The 14,331-nt window shown below is 64.2% G+C and carries 13 protein-coding genes; 12 read left to right on the top strand and 1 reads right to left on the bottom strand.

Translation table 11 applies throughout. The features are described 5' to 3' along the window. Nucleotide 1: 1 nt before the first annotated feature. The 9 genes from gltR (at nt 2) to IAE38_RS00155 (ending at nt 10,322) form a co-directional block, all read left to right on the top strand. The gene (gene gltR, locus IAE38_RS00195) at nt 2-727 is read left to right on the top strand and encodes a two-component system response regulator GltR (RefSeq protein ID WP_201163257.1); all 726 of its coding nucleotides are present in this window, start codon (nt 2-4) and stop codon (nt 725-727) included. Continuing rightward, entirely contained in the window at nt 708-2,162 is a 1,455-nt protein-coding gene (locus IAE38_RS00190; protein ID WP_201163256.1) for an ATP-binding protein, read from the top strand. The genes gltR and IAE38_RS00190 overlap by 20 nt, the downstream gene beginning before the upstream one ends. Nucleotides 2,163-2,284: 122 nt before the next feature. Next, nucleotides 2,285-3,535, top strand: coding sequence for a D-mannose isomerase (locus IAE38_RS00185; protein ID WP_201215193.1), 1,251 nt, complete (start codon nt 2,285-2,287; stop codon nt 3,533-3,535). A 103-nt stretch (nt 3,536-3,638) separates the two neighbouring features. Next, complete coding sequence (locus IAE38_RS00180) at nt 3,639-4,925, top strand: ABC transporter substrate-binding protein (RefSeq protein ID WP_201163254.1); 1,287 nt, start codon at nt 3,639-3,641, stop codon at nt 4,923-4,925. A 125-nt stretch (nt 4,926-5,050) separates the two neighbouring features. Next, nucleotides 5,051-5,959, top strand: a complete 909-nt coding sequence (locus tag IAE38_RS00175; protein ID WP_028631474.1) for a carbohydrate ABC transporter permease — start codon at nt 5,051-5,053, stop codon at nt 5,957-5,959. Further along, the gene (locus tag IAE38_RS00170; RefSeq protein WP_201215191.1) at nt 5,952-6,797 is read left to right on the top strand and encodes a carbohydrate ABC transporter permease; all 846 of its coding nucleotides are present in this window, start codon (nt 5,952-5,954) and stop codon (nt 6,795-6,797) included. The genes IAE38_RS00175 and IAE38_RS00170 overlap by 8 nt, the downstream gene beginning before the upstream one ends. 3 nt (nt 6,798-6,800) lie before the next feature. After that, nucleotides 6,801-7,955: an ABC transporter ATP-binding protein gene (locus IAE38_RS00165; protein ID WP_201215190.1), complete on the top strand. Its 1,155-nt coding sequence runs from the start codon at nt 6,801-6,803 to the stop codon at nt 7,953-7,955. Nucleotides 7,956-8,057: 102 nt separating this feature from the next. Next, complete coding sequence (locus IAE38_RS00160; RefSeq protein WP_236403184.1) at nt 8,058-9,350, top strand: carbohydrate porin; 1,293 nt, start codon at nt 8,058-8,060, stop codon at nt 9,348-9,350. Nucleotides 9,351-9,467: 117 nt separating this feature from the next. Then, entirely contained in the window at nt 9,468-10,322 is an 855-nt protein-coding gene (locus IAE38_RS00155; protein ID WP_201163250.1) for a D-hexose-6-phosphate mutarotase, read from the top strand. Here the strand turns inward: IAE38_RS00155 and hexR are convergent. After that, nucleotides 10,315-11,178, bottom strand: a complete 864-nt coding sequence (gene hexR / locus IAE38_RS00150) for a DNA-binding transcriptional regulator HexR (protein ID WP_169774905.1) — start codon at nt 11,176-11,178, stop codon at nt 10,315-10,317. The two genes, IAE38_RS00155 and hexR, sit on opposite strands and share 8 nt — an antisense overlap. Nucleotides 11,179-11,388: 210 nt before the next feature. Between hexR and zwf the strand changes: the two genes are divergently transcribed. The 3 genes from zwf to IAE38_RS00135 are packed head-to-tail and all read left to right on the top strand — an operon-like array spanning nt 11,389 to nt 14,268. Beyond that, a complete protein-coding gene (zwf, locus tag IAE38_RS00145) occupies nt 11,389-12,858 on the top strand; it encodes a glucose-6-phosphate dehydrogenase (RefSeq protein ID WP_201215188.1) in 1,470 nt (489 codons plus the stop codon). After that, nucleotides 12,830-13,570 (top strand): 6-phosphogluconolactonase, encoded by a 741-nt coding sequence (gene pgl / locus IAE38_RS00140; RefSeq protein WP_201215186.1) that lies wholly within the window; start codon nt 12,830-12,832, stop codon nt 13,568-13,570. Before zwf ends, pgl begins: the two co-directional genes overlap by 29 nt. 17 nt (nt 13,571-13,587) lie before the next feature. Then, on the top strand, nt 13,588-14,268 hold the full coding sequence (locus IAE38_RS00135; RefSeq protein WP_201163247.1) for a bifunctional 4-hydroxy-2-oxoglutarate aldolase/2-dehydro-3-deoxy-phosphogluconate aldolase: 681 nt from the start codon (nt 13,588-13,590) through the stop codon (nt 14,266-14,268). Nucleotides 14,269-14,331: the final 63 nt, after the last annotated feature.

Genomic DNA, 14,331 nt, shown 5'->3' with positions numbered 1-14,331 from the left:
CATGAGCGCTGCCGGCAAATCCATCCTGATGGTGGACGACGATCAGGAAATCCGTGAACTGCTGCAAACCTACCTGAGCCGCTCGGGCTTCCAGGTCAATGCCCAGGCCGACGGTGCAGGGTTTCGCCACGCCCTGGAAACCACGCCCTGCGACCTGGTCATCCTGGATGTGATGCTGCCCGATGAAGATGGCTTCAGCCTGTGCCGCTGGGTGCGTCAGCACCCGCGCCAGGCCCGCGTGCCGATCATCATGCTCACGGCCAGCTCCGACGAAACCGACCGGGTCATCGGCCTGGAACTGGGTGCCGACGACTACCTGGGCAAGCCCTTCAGCCCGCGTGAGCTGCAAGCGCGCATCAAGGCCCTGCTGCGCCGTGCAGAGTTCGGCCAGGCTGCGCCGGGCACCGCCGTGCTGGCGTTCGACGACTGGCGCCTGGACACCGTCAGCCATCGCCTGTTCCACCGTGACGGTGAAGAGGTGATCTTGTCTGGCGCCGACTTTGCCCTGCTCAAGCTGTTTCTCGACCACCCGCAGCAGATTCTCGACCGCGACACCATCGGCAATGCCACACGGGGCCGCGAGCCCATGCCGCTGGACCGCATCGTCGACATGGCGGTCAGCCGCCTGCGTCAGCGGCTGCGCGATACCGACAAACCTGCCCGGTTGATCCGCACGGTGCGCGGCAGCGGCTACCTGCTGGCGGCGCATGTCTGCAATGCGCCCTGAACGGCGCTGGCGCCTGCTGCCGCGCTCCCTGCTGGGGCGCATGCTGCTGCTGACCTTGCTGGTGGTACTGCTGGCTCAAGGCTTGTCGAGCATCATCTGGGTGGCGCAATTGCGCGCCAGCCAACTGCAAGGCCTGCGTGCCAGTGCCAGCAGCCTGGCCCATTCCATGAGTGCCAGCGTCAGTTACTTCCGCTCGTTGCCGGTGGCCTACCGGCCACTGGTGCTCGACCAGTTGCGCAGCATGGGGGGCACCCGCTTCTTCGTGTCGCTCAACGCCCGCCCGCTGGACATGCCGGTGCTGCCGGTTACGCCGCGCAAGCAGGCGGTGATCGATGTGTTCCAGCAAGTGCTGCACGAAGGGCTGGGTTCGCAGATGGAAGTGTCAGTCGAATTCGTCGGGCCGGACGACCTGCGTATTTTCAATAGCGGGCTCAAGCTGGACGAGCTGCCGCGTTCCTGGGCCCATTATTCCCTGACCCTGGAGCCGCTCAAGCCGCCCGTGCTGGTCACGCAGATCCGCCTGGGCGAAGGGGAGTGGCTGTACATCGCCTCGTTGCTGCCAGAGCCCTACACCAGCCTTGAGGCGCAGCGCCTGCCGCGCCAGCAGCTTGGCTTCATCGTCCTGACCACGGCGTTGCTGTTGCTGTTCATCGGTTTGCTGGTGCATTGGCAAAGCTGGCCACTCAAGCGCCTGGCCCGTGCGGCGCGTGAGCTGTCGCTGGGAGCGGACGTGCCGCCGGTGGCCGAGGCAGGTGGCATCGAAGTGATCGAAGTCAGCCGGGCGTTCAACAGCATGCGCGAGCGCATCAGCCGCTACCTGACCGAACGCAGCCAGCTGTTCAGTGCCATTTCCCACGACCTGCGCACCCCCATCACCCGTCTGCGGCTGCGGGTGGAGCTGCTGGAGGACGAGCACCTGCAAGCCAAGTTCAGCCAGGACCTGGACGAACTGGAGCTGCTGGTGAAGGGCGCATTGCAGTGCGTAAAAGACACCGACATCCATGAAAACATCGAGCCGGTGGACCTGAACCAAGTGCTGGAGATTCTCGCCGAGCCCTATCTGCGCGATGGGCGCATCACCCTGGAAGGCAGGGCACTGGCGCCCTACCCAGGCAAGCCGCTGGCGCTGCGCCGCTGCATAGGCAACCTGATCGACAATGCCATCAAGTACGGCGAGCGGGCGCGGTTGCGCATCATCGACGGTGCGGCCGGCTTCGTGCTGCAGGTCGATGACCAAGGCCCTGGCGTGCCGCAGCAGCAGTTGGAGGAAGTGTTCGAGCCCCATGTGCGGCTTGCCGGGCACCAGCAGGGGTACGGGCTGGGCCTGGGTATCGCGCGCAACATCGCCCATAGCCATGGGGGCGAGGTAAGCCTGCTGAACCTGCGTGAGGGTGGCCTGCGCGTAACCTTGTACCTGCCCCGGGGCATGGACTGACCCCCGCGCCGCCGTTGGCGTTGGCATGTCACTGACTGGTGACAAACATGCCCCCGTTCGTGACACCCCGCCCAGCCCCGCTGGCTAGAATCGCCCCACGACTGGCAAGGATCGAGCTGGCCATGAATAACCACAACACCGCTTCGAACAGCTGGCTGGACGCCCCGGCGCATACTGCATGGCGCCTGGCCGAAGGCCAACGGCTGCTGGCCTTCGCCAAGGCGGCAAGGCTGCCCGGTGGCTTCGGCAACCTGCAGGCCAACGGCCAACTTGCGCCGGGTGCTTTCGCAGAAACGCTGACCACCGCGCGTATGACCCACTGTTTTGCCCTGGCCCATTTGCAGGGTATCCCGGGTTATCTGGCCTACGCCGAACACGGCGTGGCCGCATTGCGCGGCCCGCTGTGGGATGAGCATTACCGCGGCTGGTTCGCCCATGCAGAAGGGCGTGAAGACAGTGGCAAGGATGCTTACCTGCACGCTTTCGTTGCCCTGGCTGCCAGCTCGGCAGTGGTGGCCGGCGTTGCCGGTGCGCAGGCGCTGCTCACATTCGCCATACAGGTCATCGAGCAGCATTTCTGGAACGAAGAAGAGGGCGCCCTGCAGGAAACCTTTTCCCGCGCCTGGCAATTGCCCGAGCCGTACCGAGGTGCCAACAGCAACATGCACGGCATCGAGGCGTTCCTGGCCCTGGCCGATGTCACCGGCAACAGCCTGTGGTTGCAGCGCGCCCTGCGCATCGCCGAACGCATCATCCACACCCACGCGGCCCCCAGTGGCTACCGGGTGATCGAACACTTCGACGCCTTCTGGCAGCCGGCCAAGGACTACAACCAGGACCACCCGGCCGATCACTTCCGCCCCTATGGCACCACCCCCGGGCACTCCCTGGAGTGGGCGCGGCTGCTGCTGCACCTGGAGGCCAGCCTGCAGCGCTTTGGCCTGCCGGCGCCGGGCTGGCTGGTGGACAGTGCCCAGGCGCTGTTCGAGGCGGCCTGCCAGCAGGCCTGGCAGGCCGATGGCAGCCCAGGGTTTGCCTACACCCTGGACTGGGCTGGCCAGCCGCTGGTACGGGCGCGCCTGCACTGGGTGCACGCCGAGGCCTGCGCCTGTGCGGCTGCCTTGCTGCAGCGCACCGCAGACCCGCGCTACGAGCTGTGGTACCGCCGCTGCTGGGACTTCATCGCCGAGCATTTCATCGACCTGCAAGGTGGCAGCTGGCACCACGAACTCGACCCGCACAACTGCCCGGCCGGCACCCTCTGGCCAGGCAAGCCCGACCTCTACCACGCCTACCAGGCCTTGCTGCTGCCAGGCTTGCCGCTTGCCCCGAGCCTGGCGACCGCGTTGGCCGGCAATGTAACCAAACGATGACAATCGCGCATCGCTTCGTTACCTGGCGGGGCGCGCACGCTGTTTAGACTCCATGCAACGCAAGCGACCGACTTGCACGGCATAACAACAATAAGGTGTTTCAATGACTTCCTACCTTCGTCTCGCTGCCGCTATCTCGCTGGCCTCGCTAACCCCCCTCGCTGCCCAGGCTGCCGACGCCAAAGGCACTGTCGAAGTGGTGCACTGGTGGACGTCCGGGGGTGAAAAAGCCGCCGTCGATGTGCTCAAGGCCCAGGTCGAAAAAGACGGTTTCACCTGGAAGGATGGCGCCGTTGCCGGTGGCGGTGGTGCCACCGCCATGACCGTGCTGAAAAGCCGTGCCGTAGCGGGCAACCCGCCGGGCGTGGCCCAGATCAAGGGGCCGGACATCCAGGATTGGGCCGCCACCGGGCTGCTGGACAGCGACGTGCTCAAGGACGTTGCCAAGCAAGAGAACTGGGATTCGCTGCTCGACAAAAAAGTCGCCGACACGGTCAAGTACGACGGTGACTACGTGGCCGTGCCGGTGAACATCCACCGCATCAACTGGCTGTGGATCAACCCCGAAGCCTTCAAGAAAGCCGGCATCGACAAGGCGCCCGCTACCCTTGACGAATTCTACGCAGCCGCCGACAAGCTCAAGGCCGCCGGCATCATCCCGCTCGCCCACGGCGGCCAGCCTTGGCAGGACAGCACGGTGTTCGAGACCGTGGTGCTGTCGGTAATGGGGCCGGATGGCTACAAGAAGGCCTTCGTCGATCTGGACAACGCCACCCTCACCGGGCCTGAAATGATCAAGGCGTTGGCCGAACTCAAGAAGCTTGCCACCTACATGGACCCGGACGGCAAAGGCCAGGACTGGAACCTGGAGGCCGCCAAGGTCATCAACGGCAAGGCCGGCATGCAGATCATGGGCGACTGGGCCAAGAGCGAGTGGACCCTGGCGAAGAAAACCGCCGGCAAGGATTACCAGTGCGTACCCTTCCCGGGTACCGACAAGGCCTTCCTCTACAACATTGATTCGCTGGTAGTGTTCAAGCAGAAGGACGCCGGCACCGCCGCAGGCCAGCAGGACATCGCGCGCAAGGTCATGGGCGAGGAATTCCAGAAGGTGTTCAGCACCAACAAGGGGTCCATCCCGGTGCGCAACGACATGCTCGCCGACATGGGCAAGTACGGTTTCGATGCCTGCGCCCAGACATCGGCCAAGGACTTCCTGGCCGACGCCAAAAATGGCGGCCTGCAGCCAAGCATGGCGCACAACATGGCCACCACGCTGGCCGTGCAGGGGGCCTTCTTCGATGTGGTGACCAACTACATCAACGACCCCAAGGCCGACCCGGCCGATGCGGCGAAGAAGCTGGCGGCGGCGATCAAAGCGGCCAAGTAACGCCCTCAGGGCCGTATCGCCGGCCAGCCGGCGCCTGCAGGCATGCCTGTGTGGCGCGGGCTGGCTGGCGGCAGGGCCGGGACTGACTTGTACAAGGGGCTGCCCAGGCCCCGGGTAATCACACCATGACTACAGCAACCGCGAAACTGCGGGCATCCCCCCTGGACGCCTTGCAGCGCTGGCTACCTAAACTGGTACTGGCGCCCAGCATGTTCATCGTGCTGGTAGGGTTCTACGGCTACATCCTCTGGACCTTCGTGCTGTCCTTCACCACCTCGACCTTCTTGCCCACTTACAAGTGGGCGGGGCTGGCCCAGTATGCGCGGCTGTTCGACAACGACCGCTGGTGGGTGGCGAGCAAGAACCTGCTGGTGTTCGGTGGCCTGTTCATCGCCATCAGCCTGGCCATCGGCGTGTTGCTGGCGGTGCTGCTGGACCAGCGCATCCGCCGCGAAGGCTTCATCCGCACCATTTACCTGTACCCCATGGCATTGTCGATGATCGTCACCGGTACGGCCTGGAAGTGGCTGCTGAACCCGGGCATGGGCCTGGACAAGCTGCTGCGCGACTGGGGCTGGGAGGGTTTTCGCCTGGACTGGCTGATCGACCCTGACCGGGTGGTGTACTGCCTGGTGATTGCGGCGGTGTGGCAGGCGTCCGGGTTCATCATGGCGATGTTCCTGGCGGGTTTGCGCGGCGTCGACCCGTCGATCATCCGTGCGGCGCAGATCGACGGTGCCAGCCTGCCGCGCATCTACTGGAAGGTGGTGCTGCCCAGCCTGCGCCCGGTGTTCTTCAGCGCCGTGATGATCCTGTCGCACATCGCCATCAAGAGCTTCGACCTGGTGGCAGCGATGACCGCAGGTGGCCCGGGCTATTCGTCCGACCTGCCGGCCATGTTCATGTACTCGTTCACCTTCAGCCGTGGGCAGATGGGCATGGGCTCGGCCAGTGCCATTCTGATGCTGGGCGCCGTGCTGGCCATCCTGGTGCCCTACCTGTATTCCGAACTGCGGAGCAAACGCCATGCATAGCGCTGTCGACAAACCGGCCTTGAGCCCGGCGCGGCTGGCCATCCATGCCGTGCTGCTGGTGGCGGTACTGCTGTACCTGGTACCGCTGGTGGTGATGCTGCTGACCAGCTTCAAAACCCCCGAAGACATCGGTACCGGCAACCTGCTGAGCTGGCCGACGGCGATCACCACTGTGGGGTGGGTCAAGGCCTGGGGCACGGTGAGTGGCTACTTCTGGAACTCGATATTGATCACCGTGCCGGCGGTGGCCATTTCCACTGCCATCGGTGCGCTCAACGGCTACGTGCTGTCGATGTGGCGGTTCCGCGGCTCGCAGCTTTTTTTCGGGCTGTTGCTGTTCGGCTGCTTCCTGCCGTTCCAGACCGTGCTGCTGCCCGCCTCGTTTACCTTGGGCAAGCTGGGGCTGGCCAGCACCACCACCGGGCTGGTGCTGGTGCACGTGGTCTACGGCCTGGGGTTTACCACGCTGTTCTTCCGCAACTTCTACGTGAGCATCCCTGATGCTCTGGTGAAGGCCGCACGGCTGGACGGGGCCGGGTTCTTCACCATCTTCCGGCGCATCATCCTGCCCATGTCCACGCCCATCATCATGGTCTGCCTGATCTGGCAGTTCACCCAGATCTGGAACGACTTTCTGTTTGGCGTGGTGTTTTCCAGCGGCGACTCGCAACCGATCACCGTGGCCCTGAACAACCTGGTCAACACCAGCACCGGGGCCAAGGAATACAACGTCGACATGGCCGCGGCAATGATCGCCGGGCTGCCGACGCTGCTGGTCTATGTGGTGGCAGGCAAATATTTCGTGCGCGGGCTCACGGCCGGCGCAGTCAAGGGGTAAGTCATGGCAACGCTCGAACTTCGCAATGTGAACAAGACCTACGGCAGCGGCCTGCCGGACACCCTCAAGGATATTCAGCTGGCCATCAAGGACGGGGAGTTTCTGATTCTGGTAGGGCCTTCGGGCTGCGGTAAGTCCACGCTGATGAACTGCATCGCTGGCCTTGAGCAGATCACTGGCGGCGCCATTCTGATCGACCAGCAGGACGTCAGCGGCATGAGCCCCAAGGACCGCGACATCGCCATGGTGTTCCAGTCCTATGCGCTGTACCCCACCATGAGCGTGCGGGAAAACATCGAGTTCGGCCTGAGGATCCGCAAGATGCCCCAGGCGGCCATTGACGAAGAGGTGGCGCGGGTGGCCAAGCTGCTGCAAATCGAGCACCTGCTGGCGCGCAAACCCGCGCAGCTGTCGGGCGGCCAGCAGCAGCGGGTGGCCATGGGCCGCGCGTTGGCGCGCAGGCCGAAGATCTATCTGTTCGATGAGCCGCTGTCCAACCTCGATGCCAAGCTGCGCGTAGAGATGCGCACCGAAATGAAACTGATGCACCAGCGCCTGAAGACCACCACCGTGTATGTCACCCATGACCAGATCGAGGCCATGACCCTGGGTGACAAGGTGGCGGTGATGAAGGACGGCATCATCCAGCAGTTCGGCACCCCGCAGCAGATCTACAACGACCCGGCCAACCAGTTCGTCGCCAGCTTCATCGGCTCGCCGCCCATGAACTTCGTGCCCGTGCGGGTGACGGCGCAGGGCGGCTGCCTGGTGGCCGTGCTGGACAGTGGCCAGGCGCGTTGCGAATTGCCGTTGCCCGGCGCTGCTGCCGAGCTGGAAGGGCGCGAGATCATATTGGGTATCCGCCCCGAGCAGATCGCCCTGGGCGGTGCGCAGGGCAATGGCCTGCCCGGCATCCGCGCCGAGGTGCAGGTTACCGAACCCACCGGCCCCGACCTGCTGGTGTTCGTCACCCTCAACCAGACCAAGGTGTGTTGCCGACTGGCGCCGGATGTGGCGTGCCGGGTAGGTGACACGCTTGCCCTGCAATTCGACCCGGCACGGGTGCTGCTGTTCGACGCTGCAAGCGGCGAACGGCTGCGCCTGGCCAGCACCACCGCAAGCGTAATGGACAACGCGGCTGCCAGTACGGGCCGTTGACTCGTCAACACCATCAAATAAGAAAAAAGAGGACGTAAAGGGATGGAACAGCGCAAACGCACCACCGCCTGGGGCTCATTGGCCCTGTTGGCACCGCTGGCAATGGCCTGCAGCACTGCCGCTCAAGCTGCCGAGGCCTTTTCCAGTGAATCGAAATGGATGACCGGGGACTGGGGTGGCACCCGTACCGAGCTGCTCGACAAGGGCTACGACTTCACCGTCGACTACGTGGGGGAGGTGGCCGGTAACCTGCGCGGCGGCTACAACCACGACAAGACGGCGCGCTACAGCGATCAGTTTGCCTTGGGCGCGCACCTGGACCTGCAAAAGATTCTTGGCTGGCACGATGCCGAGTTCAAGCTGGCGATCACCGAGCGCAGCGGCCGCAACCTGTCCAACGACCGCATCAGCGACCCGCGCGCCGGGCAGTTCAGCTCGGTGCAGGAAGTATGGGGCCGTGGCCAGACCTGGCGCCTGACCCAGATGTGGGTCAAGCAGAAGTACTTTGATGGCGCACTGGACGTGAAATTCGGCCGGTTTGGCGAGGGCGAGGACTTCAACAGCTTCCCGTGCGACTTCCAGAACCTGTCGTTCTGCGGCTCGCAGGTGGGCAACTGGGTGGGCGGCATCTGGTACAACTGGCCGGTGAGCCAGTGGGCGCTGCGGGTCAAGTACAACATCACGCCGGAGTTCTTCGTGCAGGTGGGCGCGTACGAGCAGAACCCCTCCAACCTGGAAACCGGCAATGGCTTCAAGCTCAGCGGCAGCGGCACCAAGGGGGCGATCCTGCCGGTGGAAATGGTCTGGTCGCCCAAGGTCAACGGCCTGCCGGGCGAGTACCGCCTGGGTTACTACTACAGCACTGCCGACGCCCAGGACGTTTACAAGGACGTGAACGGCAATGCCCAGGGTATCAGCGGGTCGGGCTTCAAGTCCCATTCCAGCAAGCATGGCTGGTGGGTGGTGGCGCAGCAGCAAGTCACGGCCCAGGCCGGGGACGTCAACCGTGGCCTCAGCCTGTTCGCCAACTTCACCGTGCATGACAAGGCCACCAACGTGGTGGACAACTACCAGCAGGTGGGCATGGTGTACAAAGGCGCGTTCGATGCACGCCCCAAAGACGACATCGGCTTTGGCATCGCGCGTATCCATGTCAACGACGATGTGCGCAAGCGCGCGCAGCAGCTCAACGCGCAAAGCGGCATTGACGATTACGACAACCCGGGCTTCGTGCCACTGCAGCGCACCGAGTACAACGCCGAGCTGTACTACGGTTTCCATGTGACCAACTGGCTGACCGTGCGCCCCAACCTGCAGTACATCAAGAGCCCGGGCGGGGTGGACGAGGTGGATAACGCGCTGGTCGCAGGCCTGAAGATTCAGTCGTCATTCTGACGCCATTTGTTGTAAATTTACGCCAATCCCTTTTTGGCGCCCGCTACCCACTGCCCCGCAGTGGGTAGCGGGGACAGGCCGAGACAGCGCTACCTCAAACAACAAGAGCCCTGAACCATGCCGGAACATCCGCTTCATCGCTTCTTTGCCTCGCAGCGGCCGCGGCCGACGTTCGAGTGGGAGCGTTACCAGCAGCGTGATGTGCTGGTCATCGATCACCCCCGCTGCCAGGCGGTGTTCAGCCGCCAGGGCGCGCAACTGCTGCACTTCCAACCGGCAGGCGAACGGCCCTGGCTGTGGTGCGCCGAGCAGTGGCCGCAGGTGGGTGCCATCCGCGGCGGTGTGCCGGTGTGCTGGCCGTGGTATGGCCGCCACCCTAGCGAGGATTTGTGGCCAGCCCATGGCTGGGCGCGGTTGCTGGACTGGAAGCTGATGGACAGCCAGGAGGACGAGCAGGGGGTCAGCCTCAGGTGGCGGCTGGAGCTTTGCGATTGGCAGGTGGACCTGCACGCCCAGTTGGGCAGCCGCATGGAGCTGAGCCTGAGCACCGAGCACCAGGACAGCGAGCCTTGCCAGCTGAGCCATGCGCTGCTGGCGTACTGGCGTATCAGTGACGTATCCGAGATAGCGCTGTCCGGGCTGGAAGACATCGAAGGTTATGACCGGCTCAGCCGTCAGGCCTGCCGCCAGGGTGGCGCCTTGAAGCTCAAGGGCGGCTGCCAGCGGGTGTACCCGGGCATACCCCGGGTGCAGTTGCAGGACCCGGCCTGGCAGCGCGAGCTGTGCATCGACACCGGTGACAGCGATGACACGGTGGTCTGGCACCCGGGCAGCCGGCCCTTACTGGGTGTGACGGGCCGCGAGTGCCAGCGCTTCGTGTGCGTCGAAGCGGCCAGCGGCAGTGACGAAGGCCTGAGCCTGGCACCGGGGCAGCGCGCGCACCTGAGCCTGCAAGCGCACCGGCTCAGTTGAGCTCGTCGTCCTCGATGGGGTAGCGGCTGGCGTTGAGGCTTTCCTTGATCTTGCGCAGGTGCGGCTGGAAGTCCACACCGCGGCGCAGGGTCATGCCGGTGGCCAGTACGTCGAGTACGGTCAGCTGGATGATGCGCGAGGTCATGGGCATGTAGATGTCGGTGTCCTCGGGCAGCGGAATGTGCAGGCTGAGGCTGCAGGCATTGGCCAGCGGCGAACCGGCAGCAGTCAGGCCCAGTACCGAGGCGCCGTTTTCCCGCGCCAGGCGCGCCACCTCGACTAGTTCGCGGGTACGCCCGGTATAGGAAATGATCACGAACAGGTCGCCGGTATGCGCCACCGAGGCCAGCATGCGTTGCATCAGCACGTCGGCGTGGGCCGACACGGCCAGGTTGAAGCGGAAGAACTTGTGCTGGGCGTCCAGCGCCACCGGGGCAGAGGCGCCCAGGCCGAAGAAATGGATCTGCCGGGCCTGGATCATCATGTCCACGGCGCGGCTGACTTGCTGCGGGTCGAGCTGCTGGCAGGCGCTGTCGAGCGAAGCGATGGCGCTGGCGAAGATCTTCTGGGTATAGGCCGCCGGGTCATCGTCGGCCTCCACCGCCCGGCTGACATAGGCGGCGCCGCTGGCCAGGCTCTGCGCCAGTTGCAGCTTGAGTTCGGGGTAGCCGCTAACGCCGAACGACCGGCAGAAGCGGTTGACGGTAGGCTCGCTGACCTTGGCCGCCTGGGCCAGTGCGGCGATGCTGAAACGGGTGGCTTGTTGCGGGTTGAGCAGAATGACTTCGGCGACTTTGCGTTCGGCCTTGTTCAGCTCGTCGAGGCGTCCCTGGATCTGTTCCAGGAGGTTTCTCACGCGGTCCATGGGGTGTCCTTGGGTCGGGAAGACAGGCGGCTGTGGGAGCAGCAGGCCTTTTGCACGGTCGTCTATCGTACTGGCGGTGCGGGTTGCGCACCACTTGTCTGTCGTACTTCTGTCTAATGTTATGGTTTTTACTACATTAGCCCTTGAAAACCGTATGTGAAAGCGGTATTCCTAGTCCAACTTTAGGAAAGAACCAACATCATGGCTGCAATCAGTGTCGAACCTTGCACCTTTGCCCTGTTTGGCGCCTTGGGCGACCTGGCGCTGCGCAAGCTGTTTCCTGCGCTGTACCAACTCGACCGGGCCAACCTGCTGCACCCCCAGACGCGCCTGCTGGCGCTGGCCCGTGAAGCGGGCAGCGCACAGGACCACCTGAACACCATCGAAGCGCACCTGCGCCAGCACGTGGCGCAAGCGGATATGGAGCCGGTGGCACTCGCACGCTTCCTGGCCCGGCTGCATTACCAGCACCTGGATTTTCTTCAGCCCGAGGGTTATCAGGCCCTGGCCGAGCAGGTGCCGGGCGAGCAGCCGTTGATTGCCTACTTTGCCACTGCCGCCGCGGTGTACGGGGCGATCTGCGAAAACCTGGACAACGCAGGCCTCAGTGCGCGCACCCGTGTGGTGCTTGAAAAGCCCATTGGGCACGACCTTGAGTCGTCGCGCCGGGTCAACGACGCCGTGGCGCGGTTCTTCCCGGAGAACCGCGTGTACCGCATCGACCACTACCTGGGCAAAGAAACGGTGCAGAACCTGATTGCCCTGCGCTTTGCCAACAGCCTGTTCGAAACCCAGTGGAACCAGAACTCCATCTCCCACGTGGAAATCACCGTGGCCGAGAAGGTCGGCATCGAAGGCCGCTGGGGCTACTTCGACAAGGCCGGGCAACTGCGCGACATGATTCAGAACCACCTGCTGCAACTGCTGTGCCTGATCGCCATGGACCCGCCCAGCGAGCTGTCTGCAGACGCCATCCGCGACGAGAAGGTAAAGGTGCTCAAGGCGTTGGCCCCGATCACCGGCGATGGGCTGAGCACCCGTGTGGTGCGTGGCCAGTACATTGCCGGCTACAGCGATGGCAAGCCGGTACCCGGTTACCTTGAAGAAGACAACGCCAACGCCCAGAGCGACACCGAAACGTTCGTGGCCTTGCGCGCCGACATTCGCAACTGGCGCTGGTCGGGTGTGCCGTTCTACCTGCGTACCGGCAAGCGCATGCCGCAAAAACTGTCGCAGATCGTCATCCACTTCAAGGAGACGCCCCACTATATCTTTGCCCCGGAACAACGTTTGCAGGTGGGGAACAAGCTGATCATTCGCCTGCAACCTGACGAAGGTATTTCGTTGCGGGTAATGACCAAGGAGCAGGGGCTGGACAAGGGCATGCAATTGCGCAGCGGCCCGTTGCAGCTGAATTTTTCCGATGCCTGGCGCAGTGCGCGGATTCCGGATGCCTACGAGCGCTTGTTGCTCGAAGTGATGCGTGGCAACCAGAACCTGTTCGTGCGCAAGGATGAGATCGAGCACGCCTGGCAGTGGTGCGACCAGCTGATCGCCGGCTGGCGTAACGCCGGTGACGCCCCCAAGCCATATGCGGCCGGCAGTTGGGGGCCGATGAGCTCGATTGCATTGATCACACGCGATGGGAGGGCCTGGTATGGCGACATCTGAGGCGATATCTGAACTGCAACTGCCCGCGAGCGCTACAGCGCACGCCCTGGCAGATGCCCGTACCCTGGCTACAACGCTGGCCGAAGACGTGGCTGCACGCCTGCGCGCCGCCATTGCCGCCAAAGGGCATGCCTGCGTGGTGTTGTCGGGTGGGCGCAGCCCGGTGGCTTTCCTGGAACAACTGGCCGGCCAGCCTCTGGACTGGAACAACGTCACGGTCAGCCTGGCCGATGAGCGCTGGATGCCGGTCGAACATGCGGACAGCAACGCCGGGCTACTGGCTCGGCATCTGTTCAAGGGCGCTGCTGCCAAGGCCCGCTTCCTCGGCCTGTACCAGCAGGCGCCCAACCTCGAGGTGGCCGCCGAGCTGGCCGACCAGGGATTGGCCGAGCTGCCGCCGATAGACGTGTTGGTGCTGGGCATGGGGGATGACGGGCACACCGCCTCGCTTTTCCCCGGCAGCCCCAACCTGGCCTTGGGGCTGGACACCACCCACCCGCGTCGCTGTTTGCCAATGCTCGCGCCGGTGGTACCGCACCAGCGGCTGTCCATGACCCGCTCGCTGCTGGCGGGCGCCGCTTTCACTGCGCTGTCCGTGCAAGGGCAGGGCAAACTCGCTACCCTGCGCGCCGCGCTGGCTGGCAACGACCTCGCGCAAATGCCGATTCGCGCCTTTCTACATGCCCCCCTGGACATCTACTGGTGCCCATGAGCCAAGGATCCACAGTCATGACCACCCTCGAACGCCCACAGCCCCTGCTTTCCATGGCCGGGAAAGCCGACCGGGTCGACGCCATCTGCGAAGCGGCGCGCATCCTGCCGGTGATTACCATTGCCCGCGAGCAAGACATCCTGCCACTGGCTGACGCACTGGCAGCAGGTGGCATCCGCACGCTGGAAGTAACGCTGCGCTCGCAGCACGGGCTGAAGGCCATCCAGGTGCTGCGTGAGCAGCGCCCAGAGTTGTGCGTGGGCGCAGGTACCGTGCTCGATCGTAAAATGTTTGCCGCGGTCGAGGCTGCTGGTGCCCAGTTCGTGGTGACCCCGGGCATTACCCAGGACATCCTGCTGGCGGGTGTGGAGAGCGAGATACCGCTGCTGCCGGGTATCAGCACACCGTCCGAGATCATGATGGGTTATGCGCTGGGCTATCGCCGCTTCAAGCTGTTCCCGGCAGAGATCAGTGGTGGGGTTGCCGCGATCAAGGCCTTCGGCGGGCCGTTCGGCGATGTCCGTTTCTGCCCAACGGGCGGCGTGAACCCGGCCAATGTGCGCAATTACATGGCGCTGCCGAATGTGATGTGCGTGGGGGGCACCTGGATGCTGGACAGCAACTGGGTCAAGAACGGCGACTGGGCGCGGATCCAGGCCTGCAGCGCCGAGGCGATGGCGCTGGTTGAAGGCAACTGAATTTGTTGTGTGCTTTACGGCTTTTAGGGCGCTTGGTCGGCGCCCTTTTTTTTGGCCTGGGGA

This window comes from Pseudomonas sp. S32 (assembly GCF_016648095.1).
In the GTDB taxonomy this organism is placed as follows: Bacteria; Pseudomonadota; Gammaproteobacteria; order Pseudomonadales; family Pseudomonadaceae; genus Aquipseudomonas; species Aquipseudomonas parafulva.
This window is presented reverse-complemented; position numbering and strand designations above follow the sequence as displayed.